Source organism: Sporosarcina sp. YIM B06819, assembly GCF_033485175.1.
Classification (GTDB): domain Bacteria; phylum Bacillota; class Bacilli; order Bacillales_A; family Planococcaceae; genus Sporosarcina.
Window position 1 is genome coordinate 171309 of the sequence record NZ_JAWLIQ010000008.1, and the last position, 15974, is coordinate 187282.

The following is a 15974-nucleotide window of genomic DNA, read 5'->3' on the forward strand; positions in this document are numbered from 1 at the left end:
AAATAACTCCCTTTCCTGTTCACATACCTAATCATTTCTGATGCAGGCAGATATTTTTTTCATTAAGCATTTTTTCCAAAAACGACTCCACCATCAATATACAATGGTGATCCCATCATGAACTTCGACTCATCCGACCCCAAAAATACAGCAGCGGCCGCCACGTCTTCCGGTTTGCCTAATTCACCGCTTAACTGTCTTGTTTTAATACCTGCAATAGCCTCTTCCGGATCACTATAAGCGGTCTTCAAATAGTTCTCAACGAAAGGAGTTAAAATCGTTCCTGGCAATAATGCATTGACTCGGATGTTATAAGGTGCATAATCGACTTGCATTGCCTTTGTCAGTGATAAGATGGCTCCCTTTGTAGCAGAGTACAAAGCTCGCTTCGCTAATCCCATCTCAGCTGCACATGATGACATGTTAATAATGCAACCACTTTTGCGTTCCATCATGTGTGGCACAATATATTTAGACGGTAAATAAACCCCTTTGACATTGACACTCATGACTTTATCCCATACGTCAGGCTCTACTTCATCCAAACGCCCTACATTGCTCATGCCCACATTGTTAAATAAAATATCAATATGCTTGTACTCTTGAATCGCATATTCTGTTAACGCTTGAACGGATTCAGGATTGGTCACATCTGCATGGAAAAAGGATGCCTGACCGCCATTATCCTTTATTTCAGCAACAGTTTGTTCTCCATTTTCCTGTGAGACATCATTAACAATGACATGAGCGCCTTCTGTTGCATAGAGCAACGCAGTGGCTCTACCTATGCCACTGCCCGCTCCTGTAATTATTGCAATTTTACCTGCTAGTCTCATAGTATTAGCTCCCGTTCTGCTGCTAGATGATCTTCAGGTTGCGCTGCTTTAACCGTTAACCCACCATCTACCATCAATAAGTGACCATTGACTTGCATCGCTTCATCAGATGCTAAAAAGACAACTGCGTCTGCCACTTGTTTTTCAGTACCCAATCGTTTCATCGGATTTGCTTGAATTTCTTTGGCAAGGATCTCTTCATCTTGCAGATAATCATGACACATGTCTGTCGCGACCGTACTTGGTCCGACTGCATTGACATTAATATTATATTTTCCAAGCTCAATCGCTAATGCTTTTGTCAAGTGGCTCGCAGCCGCTTTGGATGAAATATAATGAGGTATAACAGGGCTTGTGACCAATAAACTCGCCGTTGACGTGATGTTAATAATTTTACCGTACCGTTTTTCAATCATCTTTCTAGCTGCGCGCTGTGAAGTTAAGAAGATTGACTTTACATTCGTTTCGTATGTGCGGTCCCAGCTTTCTTCTGTGAGGCTCATAAACGGTTCGAAAGGTGCGATTCCAGCATTATTCACCAGTATGTCAATAGAGCCAAGCGTTGTTTCAATAGACTCAATCATAGCGTCTACTTCTCGTTTAATACCTACATTGGCTTTGACAACCATTGCTTGTACTTGATAAGTTTCTTCTATATAAGTCTTTAATTCTTCTGCTTTTTCAAGTGACCCTGGTGAAGTATAGTTGATGGCAACATGTGCCCCTTCTTCTGCTAATCGTTTAACAATGGCAGCACCAATACCTCGGCTACCTCCAGTGACTAGTGCCACACGTTTTGCAAGTCTATTCAACGCAATTCCTCCTACTATGAACTCACTGTTTTTTATAAACTAATACCAATTCTGCTAATACTAAATTCTTCATGCCCTAAAATTTCAGCCTTTGTTTGCTCGCCATTCGCTACATCCGTAATGAATTTGTAAATTTCTTCCCCAGAATGATCTAGCGTTTGCTGACCTTTTAATACAGCACTTGTATCGATATCAATATTATCAGCCATGCGTTTTGCCATGACTTCGTTACCTGTTATTTTAATAACGGGTACAATCGGATTACCTGTTGGTGTGCCTCTGCCTGTTGTAAAGCAGACAATATGGACGCCGGCTGCCGCCATTCCTGTGACACACTCAATATCATTCCCTGGAGAATCCATAAAGTAATAACCCGTTCCCGGAATATCATCCGCGAAGTCGATGACACCTTGCAAAGGAGCCGTACCCGCTTTACTAATACAGCCAAGTGATTTTTCTTCGATTGTTGATAATCCACCTTCAATGTTCCCCGGGCTTGGATTTCCACCACGCATATCTACACCCATGCGTTCAATTTCATCTTCAAATTGTGCGACACAACTATATAGCTTGTCCTTCACGGCTTGATTGACTGCTTTGGCAGCGACTAAGTGCTCTGCTCCAATAATTTCAGTCGTTTCACCCATAATAATTGTTCCACCTTGTTGAAGTAGCAGGTCTGCGCCTTTCCCAAGTGCAGGATTACTACATAGGCCAGAAGTAAAATCAGAACCGCCACATTTTACGCCGACAATCAATTCAGACATAGGGATATCCACAACGGGCGTTTGCTCAATGATTGTCATCAGTTTCTGTGCTTCTTCGATTCCTTTTTGAATCGTTTTCACAGAACCGCCAACCGTTTGAATATCAATCCAGATGACTGGTTTACCTGTTGTTTCAATTTCAGCCTTGACTTCTTCGGCATTGATAACTTCACAACCAAGACTGACAATGAGAACTGCACCAACGTTTGGATTTTTCCCCATACCGACTAAAACTTTATGCGTTCTGTCTTTATCCGAGCCAACTTGGCTACAGCCGTGTTGATGGGGAATCGCAACTGTTCCCGCAACTTGCTGTTGGATTCTTGAACAGACCTGATTGGCACATACGACTGTAGGAAGGATTAATAAATGATTGCGAACTCCGATTTTACCGTTGTCTCTGCGATACCCTTTAAATGTTTGCATGTTTACGACTCCTTCCGTTTTTTATCTCCGCGTCCTCTGATACCTTCAATATTGTGAATATGGACATGCTCACCGATTGCTATCTCCACAGTCGAAGCACCAATTACTTCTCCATATTTGAACACTTCTTTACCGGGTTGGATAACTGCGATCGCAACTTTATGTCCAAAGTTAACATCTTGGTTTAAGGTTACTCGAAATGTCTGCCCCTGTTTTGAATACGCTAATGTTTCTCCTTTATTAAAATCCTTTAAAAGAGTTGCAACATTATCTTTCTCATCCATTACTATACTTGTTATTCCTTCTAAGTAAGTCTGTTCAGCCATCGTTTTGTCTCCCTTCATATTGTTAAGGAATCTTAACAATACCAATTAGGTTATCGGTAACATAATGATAACAAAGGGTTGACTAATGTGTCAATTATTAAAAAACTTATTCAACTCAGCCTGCATCATTAATAAAATCAAAAAAGAGATCCTAAACGAATAGGATCATCGTAAAAAGACGTGATTATTTATCAAAACTAGCGCTAGTAGAAAAAGCTTGAGCCTCTTCTACCAACTAGTCCACCAGGTTACGCATACCATTGTGATTGCAGACGATACATGCCCGCATAATGACCGTTTTCCGCCATCAATTGATCATGCGTGCCTTGTTCAGCTATTCCCCCATTGTTTAACACAATAATTCGATCTGCTAGTTTGCAGATGCCCAATCGATGGGAGATGAATATCGTTGTTTTACCTTGTGCAACGTCTTGAAATTGCTTATAAATGTCGACTTCTGCTTGTGGATCGAGTGCCGCTGTAGGTTCATCCAGTATTAGCAGTTCTGCGTCACGGACATAAGCGCGCGCAATCGCAACTTTTTGCCATTGACCTTGAGAGAGTTCCTCACCATTAAACTCCTTACCAAGGAAAGTATCATAGCCTGCTGCTAATTGTTGAATCATCGCATCTGCGCCAGCTGATTGTGCCGCTTTCTTAATTTGATTGTAGTCATCGATTTTTTCAATTTGACCAATCGCAATATTGTCTTTCACACTTACATGGTATTTATGAAAGTCTTGAAAAATGGCTGTACATTTTTTTCGCCAAGTTGCTAAATCAGCCTCCTGCAAATCAATGCCTTCCACCAATACTCTGCCTGCTGTTGGCTTGTATAAACCTAACAGCACTTTTATCAGCGTCGTTTTGCCTGAGCCATTATTACCAACAAGTGCAATACGTTCACCAGGCTTGATGGCCAAGTCAATTTGGCTAAAAACAGATTGGTCTGAACCCGGATACGTAAAGCTGATTTGTTCGCATGCAATGCCCTTTACTAAACTTTTTTCAAGTAGTTCAATACCTGAAACCGTTTCCTCCGGTAATTCCAGATAGTCAAAAAAGTCTTGGATATAGCGTAAGTCATTGTCGATTAGGGCGATGTCCCATAAAAGATTAGACATATCACTTTGAAATTGAAGCACAGCTCTTATGAAAGCTGCATACTGACCAACTGACAACAATCCAAGTGTTGCGAAGTACACGATACCTGTTAAGACAAAAGCAAATGTCAATGTATTGCCGCCCGAACTAATCATTTCCAAACGGCTCTCTCTTCGTACTAGCCCTAGCCGTTCTTTCCTGAGCTTGTCGTTCAGCGCATGCCAATTTCCTTTTAGATGATTGCCTAACTGATATAAACGAATCTCTCTCGCTGCTTCGCGTGTCGTCATTAAGCGCTCGAAATAACTTAATTTACGCATCTCAGTCGTTTGTTCTCGATCCAAGATATACCTTTCAATAAATAATCTGACTTGAACAAGTGTAAATATTACACTTCCTACCAATAAAACTAGTGGAATACTCCAATGAATAAACAATAAATAGATGAGCAATGACACTAATGTGATAACGTGTGTGATCGATTGAAACGTGAAAGCCATTGTAGAAAAAAGCCTGTTCTCTAGCCCATTATTTGCTCGCTGCAATTTATCATACAGCTCTCCATTTTCAAATTGAGCGAGTGATAATTTATGCGTTTTACTAATAATCAGTTTTTGGATTCTAGCTTTTATGCGCTCTTGAATATGGTCTCTACTCATATTTCCATAAATATTCCCTACACTTTGTAAAACGAGCGCTAGAATAAGAAGTGCCATCCAAAGAATCGTTGTAGATGGAAATCCAACAGCATCCCCTAACTGACTGATTGCATTCACTAATTGCTGCAAAGAAAAAATAGATAATAGCGGCAATAAACCAAGACTAATCGTAAGTACCAACATGATTGCCATTTCTTTCGATGCAATAGAAATAATTAACTTGAACAATTTCCCCATATAGACCCATCTACTATAAAAAGCTTTTAGTTTATCGATGATTTGATGTTGCCCACGCGAATATGCCATCCCATTTCTCTCCACCTTACTGATACCATTCTGCTTGTAAGTGATACATCGTTGCATAGGGGCCATTTCTTCCAATCAACTCATCATGGCTTCCTATTTCAACAACTTGACCTGCCTGAAGATTAATATTTTTATCGGCTAGTCGAGCTGAACCCAAACGATGCGAAATTAACAAGGTCGTTTTTCCTTCTGACACTTGACTGAACTGCTTATACACTTCATATTCTGATTGTGCATCTAACGCAGCGGTCGGTTCATCTAACACTAAAATGTCGGCTTCTCTATAATAAGCTCGAGTGATGGCCACCTTTTGCCACTCACCACCTGATAGATCTTTAGAGTTTTCATACTCCTTGCCTAAAAGCGTGTCATAACCATTTGGTAACTGGCGAAGAACAGCATCAATTCGACTGCGCTTGGCTACTTGTGTCAACTTTTGCTCGTTATCCGCATCGGCTAGATTGCCAAATGTAATATTTTCCGTTGCACTCAACTGGTACTTCACAAAGTTTTGAAAAACAGCTGCCGCCTTGCGCCTCCAAAAGATGGGATTTATATCAGTAAGATCTACGCCATCCACTACAATCCGGCCTTCTGTAGGCTGATACAAGCCCAGTAGCAATAACGCCAATGTACTTTTCCCCGCCCCATTCTCTCCGACAAGCGCGACTTTTTCACCCGGTGCAATATGCAAATTAATCCTTTTTAGCGATTCTTTTGTGCTACCCGGATAAGTAAAACTAACATTTTCAAATTGAATTCCCTGTTCAATCACTTCAGGTGCTTGAAGGCCAGAAGCTAATTCTTCTTTGCCAGCTTGCAAAAACCGCGGGATATATTGGAAGCTATAATGAAAATCTGCGAGCGTTTCACTATGACCCGACACTTGACCAATCGCTTGTTCAAATCGATTCAACATATACAACAAGGCGACAAGTGCTCCTACCGTAATCGTTCCTTTTACGCCAGCAAACACGATGCCAATCATCATCATCGCTAGTAATAAGATGAGTATCGTTTCGCCTTTCACTCGTAACCAGGCCATTTTTTTACGAGCTGTATACAATTCACCGATAAGCTGTTCACTTAAACGTTCCCATTTCCCTAAAAAATACGGTCCAAGCCCAAACAAACGAAGTTCGGCCGCCGTCTGGCGAGAGGTCGATAAACCCATCCAGTACTGGCTATGCCGTTTGGTTGGCGATTGCTGATAATTAATCTTCATAAATTCTTTCGTTGATTTGAGGTTAATCATAATCAAAGGAACGGAGCCTACAATGAGTACAAGAGCTAATAGAATACCGCTTTTCGAGATAGCTACAATAACGACAACCAATTCAACAATACTCGCAATGATAAGTCCTATGCTTTCTAAAGCCCACGTTAACCGATGATTGATAGCCTTTTTGGCGTTTTCCAACTGATTGTAATAGTCTTCCGTTTCAAATGACTCTAAATCTAGCTGCAATGCTTTGCTGAAAATATGCTCTTTTAATATACTTGACGCTTTTTCTTGTAATTGCATAGAAATATACGGTTGAATCGATTGAGCCGCCTGTTTGATCAAAATGGCGCCGATAAAAATGACTACCCATGGCAATAAGGATTGAATTGCCATCCCGAAACTACCGTGACTCGGGTCATATTCAACTAACCTATTGATCAATGTAGTGATGGCCAGTAATTCAGCTATTAGCGTTAAACCACTAAACAAGCCTAACATCAATAGAATCAGCGTTAGTGGCTTAGAAGCTTGCCACAGCACACTTTTTAAATAGCCCCACACCTCTGTAGCATTTTTCATAGACATCCGTATAGCTTGAATTTTTTTTTGCAACGATGTATTTCCCCCTTTGTGCCACAACCTATTAGCACAGTTTTTACCTTTGCTAATTGTTAATTCCATTTTACTGTTAATGACATGAATTCAGTGTGAACTTTCAGGTGAGTCAGAATAGATAAATCCTTAAGTTTCGACACTTCGTTCAACTTCGAACGAAATGTCGCCTTTTTAAAATAGTATGCTTATTCTTCGATTAGCTTTAATTCAATATCCGTATCCGATTCATTGTCAAAGTCTATGTCTAGATATTGATAATCCGCATTTCCCCCATTGTTACTTTGGCTTCTAATTTTACGACATCATTTAGTTTCGTTAACAATCCATTAAGTATTTGCGAAAATCTCGAGGATTCATTCCGTAAAAAGAGGTGAATTGTTTCGTAAAGTAAAAAGGACTAGAAAAGCCTACATCACTCGCCACTTCCGATATTGATCTATTTGTAAACTCTAGCAGTCTGGCACCTTGTTTAAGTCTCATTGATAAAAGCGTAGCCATAATCGAATCGCCTACTTGTTCACGAAATAAGTGGGATAGACGTGAGGGTGAAAGTGATACTTGCCTTGAAATAGATTCAAGGGTATGCGTCTCTTTTAAATTCTCACTAAAAATTTGTAGTACTTCTTGAACGCGTAAATCTACTTTCATTTTATCGGTCGTTTGTGACCATTGCTTCACCGCTAATAATATCTCTTCCAGCGCATTCATGGATAACTCTTTCGATAAAAAGTGAATGCTACGATTATCATGAATCATCCTCTGGAAACTAGCTACTACACGTTCCTGAAGTTTTGATTGTTCGATGTTTAATTGAAGAAGCCCTTTGGCACGCTCCGGAAGCATCAGTAATTCAATCCAAGTTTTTCGTGGTAAAAAGTGAGACCATACGAATTCCCAGGATGAAGTATGTGTTGCATATTGGTGAACTGTTTTTGGTTTAAGTATAGCTATATGACCCTTTTTAACAATATGCACATGATCATCTACGATAAATTGACCCTCCCCAGCTATTGTATAAATAATTAACCAATCTTTGGTCCCTTCCGGTCTATAAACTTGGTAATCCTGAACTTGCCTATAATGATCACAAATGAGGACTCCAGGTGATCTAGCGGTAATAGCAGGATTGTTAAGGTTATTAGTCATATCATTCATTCCATTTCCACCAATATTCTTTATTATTGTAATTGTATTATAACTAATTTTCAGACAAAAAAGGAGTGTGTTAATTATGATCAAGGATCACATAGCTGTGACGCAAAAAGAAATGTTTGATCAAGAAGGTTATTTGATTGTTAAGGGTTTGTTTTCTAAAGAAGAAACGGAACGGCTAAAAGAACATTTCATGCAAATCCATGCAGCAGGTCCGATACCGGGGCATTTCTCGCCATTGTCAGCGGAACAAGCGAATGGGGATATATTGAAACAGTTTCCAAGAATTATGCATCCTCATAAAGTAGATCAAGTATCTATGAATTATATGTTAGATTCACGGGTTTTTTCTGTATTAACAAATTTACTAGGAGAAGAGCCATTTGCAGCACAAAGCATGTTCTATTTCAAACCACCTGGTGCAAAGGGGCAGGCACTTCATCAAGACAACTTCTATTTAAAAGTAGAGCCAGGCACTTGTATTGCGGCTTGGACTGCTGTTGACCCATCAAATGAAGAGAATGGCGGCTTATACATTGTTCCCAATTCGCAGTATTCAGAGCTACAATGTCCACATGAAGCGGATCCGGAGAAATCGTTTACTCGCGAAGAGGTACATGTGCCTGAAGGATTAATACCAATTCCTGCTATTCTTGAACCGGGAGATGTGTTGTTCTTTAACGGGAATGTCATTCACGGATCCTATCCTAATGTGTCAAAAGATAAATTTCGTCGATCATTTATTGGCCATTATGCAGGGGTTTCGACTACAAAAGCAGGGAGTTATTATAAACCGCTTTATCTTCAAGATGGATCTATACTTACAGTTGAAGGTAGCGAATCCACTCCATGCGGCAATGAATTTGATTAGATTATGATGAACTGACAGAGTCTGGCTTTAATATTTAATTTACCTTTGCTAATTGTTAAACCAATTTTACTGGTAACGATATGAACCCGGTTTGAATATCGTTACCAGTAAACTCGAATAGATAAATCTTTCGAATTCATTATTCCAAAAAACGACATTTCGTTCAACTTCGAACGAAATGTCGCGTTTTAAAAATAGTATGCTCATTTTTCGATTAGCTCTAATTCAATAACCGTATCCGATTCATCTGGAAGTCTCGCACCGGGTAGCGTGATAAAAGCCCCGCTTGCAATATCAGAGTATTGTTCCGCCGTCCACGGTGTAAATACTTGTAGCTCGGATCCATCAGCTAGCAATCTAGCTTTCTTGACTTTTCCTTTTAATCCCTCAAAATAGATAGGCCCTATCCCTCTATCATATACATGTGCATATAAGAATTTTCCTTTTTGCGTATAACGTCCCCACTCCGGCTTCGCTAAATCGGCGGCTTGGCAACCATAAATACTGTCGCCATTGCGTTTCATCCATTGGCCCACTTCCGCCAGAATAGACAAGGATTGTTCCGGAATCACACCCTTCGCATCCGGACCGACATTCAGCAACAAATTCCCGTTCTTACTGACACACTCCACTAACGTACGAATGACCTGGGTAGGCGATTTATAGTTGGTATCCCTGGCATGATAGCCCCAGTTATCATTTAATGTAATACATGCTTCCCAAGGAATTTTTTCACCGTTTTCATTCAAAATTCCTTCAGGTGGAATAATTTGTTCTGGCGAGTAAAAATCTCCCGCGTAAATTTCCGGCTTGCTTGATTTAATGTTACCACCTAGCCTGTTATCAAGCACAATATCCGGTTGGATTTCCCGAATCATATTCACTAATTCAGTCGCTTTCCACTTTTCACCTGTCATATCATCATATGAAAAATCAAACCACATCACATCAATTTTTCCGTAGTTCGTCAGCAATTCTTTAACTTGTCCATGCATATAGTCGAGGTATTTTTCAAAATCAATATCGAGATTTTTAAAGTCTTCATTGTCACGCATCGGGTGAATCGCATCGCCATAAGCTGGATAATGCTCGTGGTACCAGTCAATAATCGAATAGTAAAAACCGATCTTCAACCCTTCCGCGCGAAAAGCAGTAACATACTCTGCAATCAAATCACGTTTTGCAGGTGTGTTCGTTGCTTTATAGTCCGTCAGTTTACTATCAAATAAACAGAAGCCATCGTGGTGCTTCGTCGTCAATACAACATATTTTTGTCCTGCCGCTTTGGCAGCTTTGGCCCATTCTTTAGGATCATATTGTGTTGGGTTAAACTCCTCAAAATAACGTTGGTAGTCCGCATTGCTAATTTTTTCATAACTTCTTACCCATTCGCCCCTTGCTGGAATCGCATATAACCCCCAATGAATAAACATGCCAAAGCGATCTTCTAAAAACCATTCTGTACGTTTTGATGTATTTATCATTTTTCATCTCTCCTATTCCGGTTAGTAATAGACTTTGTGATTGCGTATTCTGTTACCGATAACTTTGAAACATTCTCTTTATAGCACCGCTCATTCACCGCATTCCAAATAATAAATCTATTTAGCACGCACTTCGTGTACTTAGTGATATCTATAAAAAAACCCTTTTATCGGCTGAATTTTATAAAAAATCCGATAAAAGGGTTGTGTAACACAAGGTTTTCCAGGTTACCAAATAAAACTTAGTCGATTAGCATCATGAAATGACCTTCGATTTTATCGGCAGTAACCGATAAATAACCATCTTCTAAACGATAGTCTAGCTCTTTAAGTTCAGGGATTATTTTAACCGATTTTACGTCCTTATCCCCCATAAAGATTGTGAATTCAATCGCATGAAGCGGAATAATGTCTTCAATTGTATAAATATCGGCAGAACGCTTTTCAGTAATATAATGTAGCGCATGGACAACTGTCGCTTGTGAATTTTCTTTTTCAGCTAATGATGTTAACAGCGTAGACGGACCATTATGAGAAATAAGTTTTTGATCCAACAGATTTTCGATGGCATCCTTCATCATTACTTTACACCATGCCGGACTATTTTTTCTGTACAGTCCAAAGATAGGATGTGAGAAATAAATAACGTGTTGATTTTTCGTCACCGCAGGATGACCAAATTCTTTCGATGATGGCGCATGTTGATGCGAACAGAATGTCTCCCCTTCTCGGTTGAAGTAAGGCTTCACAGTTTGCATTAACACTTCCGATTCCAGCGCTTTAATTTCTGCGCCTTTGACGTACATGACATATTCTTCTTTGTATAGCTCTTTACCAATGACATCATTCGGCATTACGAAATCACGATCGTAATAACAATCACCTATATATTCATTGCCATATAAAGCACTAATTTTAGTTTCTTTATCAATCAGCGATTCATATGTACCAATCACTTTTCCACCGCGCTCCGTGTAAGCTTGTAGCTTTTGCTCTAATTGCGAAGAAAAATTGATGACATCTGGCAAAATGATTAACTTGTAATTATCAAAATTCATTTGACTGTCAACGATATCAAACTGATAGGACAGTTCTTGCAACATTCTCACCGCGCCGATTAAAGATGGGTGGATACTTGGATTTTTTTCACCTGGAATGTAAAACTCTTCAGGTGTTAAGACACCAATTTCCGAGATTGGAGTTGTATCCATGCAATAAGATTCTACTGCCTTCACTCGACCATACACATGGCCAATTAACTCATAAGCTGCTTTTGACAACTTGCCATTCGGATGCAACTGATCACCAATCGAACAAGCAGCGCCGAGTGCCAACATGTTAAAGCATTCAAACTCCAAAGCCGCTTTATTTTTTAATGAATGGAAGTCTCCCCAGTATGTATGGAATTTTCCAGTCATACCGATAATGTCTTTACCCAAGTTTCGGGAATATCTCATTGTCGCTGGGAAATGATCATAGCCCCACCCACCACTTGGCAATGATTCCAATTCCAAATGTGTGAAACTCTCAAGGCTCTTTTTATTTGTTGGCCCAATGTGCGAGCTATTATAGAAAATACCGGCATGTGGTACTCTTTCTTTAATAAACGTACTAATTTCCGCCCTAAATTCATCCAACATAATCGTAGAATACGTAATTCTTTCCCGTCTACTTGTCGTATCCATGCCTTTTTTCTTCATTTCTGCAAAGCAATTATCACAATGACAATCTACTTTAAATAATATATCTAAGAACAAGCCTTCGATACGGTCACTGCCTACTACATCGATCAAATCTTCTAAATGCTCTTTAAGATAGTCTCGATAGCCGCTGTTTAAACAAATCGTATAATAAAAATGTGGAGCAGGTACGCCTTGGCTATTAATGAACTCTCCATTTTCATCAATCGCTAACCACTCAGGGTGATTGTTCATAATATAAGCATCCCATTGCACGGTTGTATAAATCGGAACTTTAATATCATTTTTATGGCATACATCGATTTGCTCTAACAACAAATTCTTATTGTCCAAATTCGGATGAATTAAATCTGGCCTAGCTTTAGAAGGATAATAGAGCCAACCATGATGACATCTCGCAAAACAAGTAATGGAATTGACATTTGCTTCTGTTAGCGTCTTTGCAAACTCCTCCGCAACAAATTCACTTCCGATATGAGGAATGTGTTCGCTGGTATGAAAATCTAAATGCACTTGTCTATAACGTAATTTACTCAATTTAGTAACCTCCATTGATTTATCATTTATAAGATATGGTTGACCATTCATCCTATAAAACATCAACTATTGATGTTAAAATAAAGATACCGATAACATTATAATAACAATGTCAAAACTTTGTGTCAACACAAGTAAATGGAATTATTAGAAGGTCGAATAAATGAGATAATTGAGGACAAAAAAAACAATTTAGCTATACAGTGTTAACATCTAGACTTTCCAAAAATAAAAGTGTAACGTTAGTCTATTCAAACTACTATAAGGAGGGGACATTTTTGATAACGATTTACGATATTGCCAAAGAGGCAAATGTTTCTGCCATGACAGTATCCAGAGTGATTAATAATGCAGATAATGTCAGTGATAAAACGCGCGAAAAAGTCGAAAGTATTATTAAAAAAATGAATTACATGCCTAATAGTTCTGCTAGAAGTCTCGTTTCTAAAAAAACTAAACTATTATCACTATTGGTGACAGACATAGCCAATCCCTTCTTTACAAGCGTTGCTCGGGGGGCTGAAGATAAAGCGATGCAGATGGGATATCAATTAATGCTTTGTAATAGTGATGAAAATGTCGAAAAGGAATCCAAATATATTGATATGCTAATTTCTACTCGAATCGACGGTGCACTTATTGCACCCGCAAACGATTCGTCTCAAAAAAGCATACTAAAACTAAGTAAATATAATATTCCAGTTGTCTTAATTGACCGCCACATTAAAGGCCTCAAATGTGATCAAGTATTGAGTGATAATGAAACAACGACTCGGCGACTTATGGAACATTTGATCCAACAAGGCCATAAGAAAATCGCCATCATCAATGGGCCATTGGATATAGCCACTGCACGTGAACGCCATCAAGCGTATTGTGATACCCTTACATTATACGGCTTAGTCATCAACCCGAACCTAATCCAACAAAGTCATTTTTTTCATGACAGTGACTTTTCCGATGCTATACAGCAAATGTTTCAATTACCGACAAATGAACAACCTACTGCAATTTTTGCAACAAGTAACTTCCTTGGCATTAATACAGTTAAATCATTAAAAAAACATCATATCAAAGTGCCAGAAGAAGTAGCCGTTGTCTGTTATGATGGGGTCCCAAATTATACAGATAGCGAACTATTTTTAACAGCAGCTGAACAACCTTCCTATCATTTCGGCTATATGGGCGCACAAATGCTCATTGAAAGAATTGAGAACACTGCACCAGAAGAGCCGCGGACGATTGTTCTGCCTGCTGAATTCAATATTAGAGCTTCGTCACTTCACAAAATCGAATAAAAAAATGATAGGGTAAGGACCGTTCGTTTCCTTCCCCTATCATTTTTGGATAGATCATGAATCGATTGCCAATTCCCACAAAATAATAACTTCATATCGATCACTATCAATTCTTTCATAAATACATTCTCGTTATTTGCAAAAAAAAAAAGAACAGGAAGAACTTGAATCCTGTTCCTTTCCATCCCTTAAAATGTACTTACTGGAGTCGTAGAAGAGCACCATCTCGATGCAAGAAGGTAATCAATCAATACCTCTTTTGCAGCATCCGTATTAATATAATTGAGAGCTTCAACCGCGTGACCTCTTACATACCGATCAGCATCATTCAATGCTTCCGCAAGATGCGGAACGGCAGCATCTGCTTCTGCACCAAAGCGACACAGCGCAAGTCCAGCTGTAAATCTTGTTTGAACATCTTCATCCTTCAATGCTCGAATTAATCCAGCGACCACTTCTTCTGTTGGCTCTTGAATCATACTAAGCGCATCTACAACTGTATGACGAACCGGTAATGAAGGATGACTGAGTAGCTCATTCAATTTTCCAACGACCGACCAAGAAATATGCCTTAGTTCCCCAAGCGCAAATACCGCATGTGCTACGGTAGATTCCTGTTCGCTTTCTAACGCCTGTTCTAAAATTGGAACCGCTTTCTCTCCTGCAATAGATAGGCCGTATGCAGCTAAACGGGAATCTTTTAGTTGTGTCGCATATAAAGCTTTTTCTAATGCAGCTAGTCCCTCATCCCCGGAGGCTGCCAATTGATAGGCTGCATTGATTGCTTCTGGCTCGTTATCTCCAATTAATGTTGTGGAAAGCTGTCCAACATCTGAATCGTTCCTTGTTTCAGCGATGGCACCAACTTTTCCAGAAAGCCAGTCCCACGTCTCTTCCCACATCTCTTCATTCTGATAAAGAAGCTCACTTGCCGATGATGGTGTTTTCCATTTCTCATTTTCATTATTCCAGCTTGGAGCTGTTGGAGCTTCTGTCCTCATAAATTCAAATTTCAGCATGTAGCGTGGCTGTCCAAGTGTATTAGCTGTTGCTCTGTGCCAAATATCATAATGAATGAGTATAAACGTTCCCGCTTCACCGCTAGCCAGTGCTTCCTTGTTCATTTCATCCTCTGTAAAAACACGTGATGCGTAATTTTGCGTTCCTGGCATGACACTTGTTGGCCCTAATTCGGGCGGCGTATTTTGAGGGAAATACATAATCATTGCCCACCACGGATGGTGATTACGCATTCTGCTATACCCCCAGTAACTATCCTTATGCCATCCACCAGGATTTGGATCTGCGTTAAAATGCCCGTGGCGATGGGTATGCATCAAATAATTTGGTCCAATGACACTTTGCAAGGCACCATCTACAGCAGGATGATCGAAAACTTTTCGCAATGCTGGCACCCTTGGTAACAAGTTATTACCTGGATTCCCCTCTTCTTGATATACATGATTCAGTTCATCCATCAGTTTCTCATGGAACTCGGGTGCAAAATCAGTTTTTAACACTAAAAATCCTTTTGTAATAAACGCTTGCATTTGCTCATCCGTCAACAAAATTGGTGCTTGTTTCATCAATTAACAGCTCCCTTGTTTTACTTTCAATATTTCAATTATGATTATACCAATTCGCATACAAGTGTCAATAATCAAATAATTTATATTTCATAATACTCGAATTTTTAGACTTTACTGTTTCAAGTGAATGAATCAATTTCATAATAGAATAATTAACCTTGGAATCCGAACAAGGTTGATTTGCGCTTCAGGCGGACGCTTTCCGCGGGCACGGCTTCAGCCGCTTCCCTCGCTACGCTCAGTCCAGGGTCTTCAGCCCGTGCTGTT

At 39.6% G+C, this 15974-nt stretch carries 12 protein-coding genes; 2 read left to right on the top strand and 10 right to left on the bottom strand.

Annotation, left to right across the window (positions count from 1 at the left end; genetic code table 11):
• Positions 1-62: 62 nt before the first annotated feature.
• The 7 genes from R2B72_RS07045 to R2B72_RS07075 form a co-directional block, all read right to left on the bottom strand.
• Positions 63-836 (bottom strand): glucose 1-dehydrogenase, encoded by a 774-nt coding sequence (locus tag R2B72_RS07045; RefSeq protein WP_318615727.1) that lies wholly within the window; start codon positions 834-836, stop codon positions 63-65.
• Positions 833-1648: a 3-oxoacyl-ACP reductase family protein gene (locus R2B72_RS07050; RefSeq protein ID WP_318615728.1), complete on the bottom strand. Its 816-nt coding sequence runs from the start codon at positions 1646-1648 to the stop codon at positions 833-835. The genes R2B72_RS07045 and R2B72_RS07050 overlap by 4 nt, the downstream gene beginning before the upstream one ends.
• 32 nt (positions 1649-1680) lie before the next feature.
• Entirely contained in the window at positions 1681-2841 is a 1161-nt protein-coding gene (locus R2B72_RS07055; RefSeq protein WP_318615729.1) for a UxaA family hydrolase, read from the bottom strand.
• Between the two features lie 2 nt (positions 2842-2843).
• Positions 2844-3167, bottom strand: coding sequence for a UxaA family hydrolase (locus tag R2B72_RS07060; RefSeq protein ID WP_318615731.1), 324 nt, complete (start codon positions 3165-3167; stop codon positions 2844-2846).
• A 248-nt stretch (positions 3168-3415) separates the two neighbouring features.
• Positions 3416-5236, bottom strand: a complete 1821-nt coding sequence (locus tag R2B72_RS07065; RefSeq protein WP_318615732.1) for an ABC transporter ATP-binding protein — start codon at positions 5234-5236, stop codon at positions 3416-3418.
• 16 nt (positions 5237-5252) lie between these two features.
• Complete coding sequence (locus tag R2B72_RS07070) at positions 5253-7073, bottom strand: ABC transporter ATP-binding protein (protein ID WP_318615733.1); 1821 nt, start codon at positions 7071-7073, stop codon at positions 5253-5255.
• 318 nt (positions 7074-7391) lie between these two features.
• Entirely contained in the window at positions 7392-8231 is an 840-nt protein-coding gene (locus R2B72_RS07075; protein ID WP_318615734.1) for a helix-turn-helix domain-containing protein, read from the bottom strand.
• Between the two features lie 76 nt (positions 8232-8307).
• Here R2B72_RS07075 and R2B72_RS07080 point away from each other — a divergent pair, with 76 nt between their 5' ends.
• Positions 8308-9099, top strand: coding sequence for a phytanoyl-CoA dioxygenase family protein (locus R2B72_RS07080; RefSeq protein WP_318615735.1), 792 nt, complete (start codon positions 8308-8310; stop codon positions 9097-9099).
• A 203-nt stretch (positions 9100-9302) separates the two neighbouring features.
• On the opposite strand, the gene R2B72_RS07085 is transcribed toward R2B72_RS07080, so the two are convergent.
• On the bottom strand, positions 9303-10583 hold the full coding sequence (locus R2B72_RS07085) for an alpha-L-fucosidase (RefSeq protein WP_318615736.1): 1281 nt from the start codon (positions 10581-10583) through the stop codon (positions 9303-9305).
• A 242-nt stretch (positions 10584-10825) separates the two neighbouring features.
• Positions 10826-12820 carry an alpha-amylase family protein gene (locus R2B72_RS07090; protein ID WP_318615737.1) on the bottom strand — a complete coding sequence of 665 codons (1995 nt, stop codon included), beginning with the start codon at positions 12818-12820 and terminating at the stop codon, positions 10826-10828.
• Between the two features lie 278 nt (positions 12821-13098).
• Between R2B72_RS07090 and R2B72_RS07095 the strand changes: the two genes are divergently transcribed.
• Complete coding sequence (locus R2B72_RS07095) at positions 13099-14118, top strand: LacI family DNA-binding transcriptional regulator (RefSeq protein WP_318615739.1); 1020 nt, start codon at positions 13099-13101, stop codon at positions 14116-14118.
• Between the two features lie 188 nt (positions 14119-14306).
• On the opposite strand, the gene R2B72_RS07100 is transcribed toward R2B72_RS07095, so the two are convergent.
• Positions 14307-15704 carry a HEAT repeat domain-containing protein gene (locus tag R2B72_RS07100; RefSeq protein ID WP_318615740.1) on the bottom strand — a complete coding sequence of 466 codons (1398 nt, stop codon included), beginning with the start codon at positions 15702-15704 and terminating at the stop codon, positions 14307-14309.
• Positions 15705-15974 lie beyond the last annotated feature (270 nt).

Bases quoted from the DNA above. Each gene is read 5' to 3' on its own strand.
- R2B72_RS07045 (WP_318615727.1), bottom strand. From the start codon at position 836: ATGAGACTAGCAGGTAAAATTGCAATAATTACAGGAGCGGGCAGTGGC.
- R2B72_RS07055 (WP_318615729.1), bottom strand. From the start codon at position 2,841: ATGCAAACATTTAAAGGGTATCGCAGAGACAACGGTAAAATCGGAGTT.
- R2B72_RS07060 (WP_318615731.1), bottom strand. From the start codon at position 3,167: ATGGCTGAACAGACTTACTTAGAAGGAATAACAAGTATAGTAATGGAT.
- R2B72_RS07065 (WP_318615732.1), bottom strand. From the start codon at position 5,236: ATGGCATATTCGCGTGGGCAACATCAAATCATCGATAAACTAAAAGCT.
- R2B72_RS07075 (WP_318615734.1), bottom strand. From the start codon at position 8,231: ATGAATGATATGACTAATAACCTTAACAATCCTGCTATTACCGCTAGA.
- R2B72_RS07080 (WP_318615735.1), top strand. From the start codon at position 8,308: ATGATCAAGGATCACATAGCTGTGACGCAAAAAGAAATGTTTGATCAA.
- R2B72_RS07085 (WP_318615736.1), bottom strand. From the start codon at position 10,583: ATGATAAATACATCAAAACGTACAGAATGGTTTTTAGAAGATCGCTTT.
- R2B72_RS07100 (WP_318615740.1), bottom strand. From the start codon at position 15,704: ATGAAACAAGCACCAATTTTGTTGACGGATGAGCAAATGCAAGCGTTT.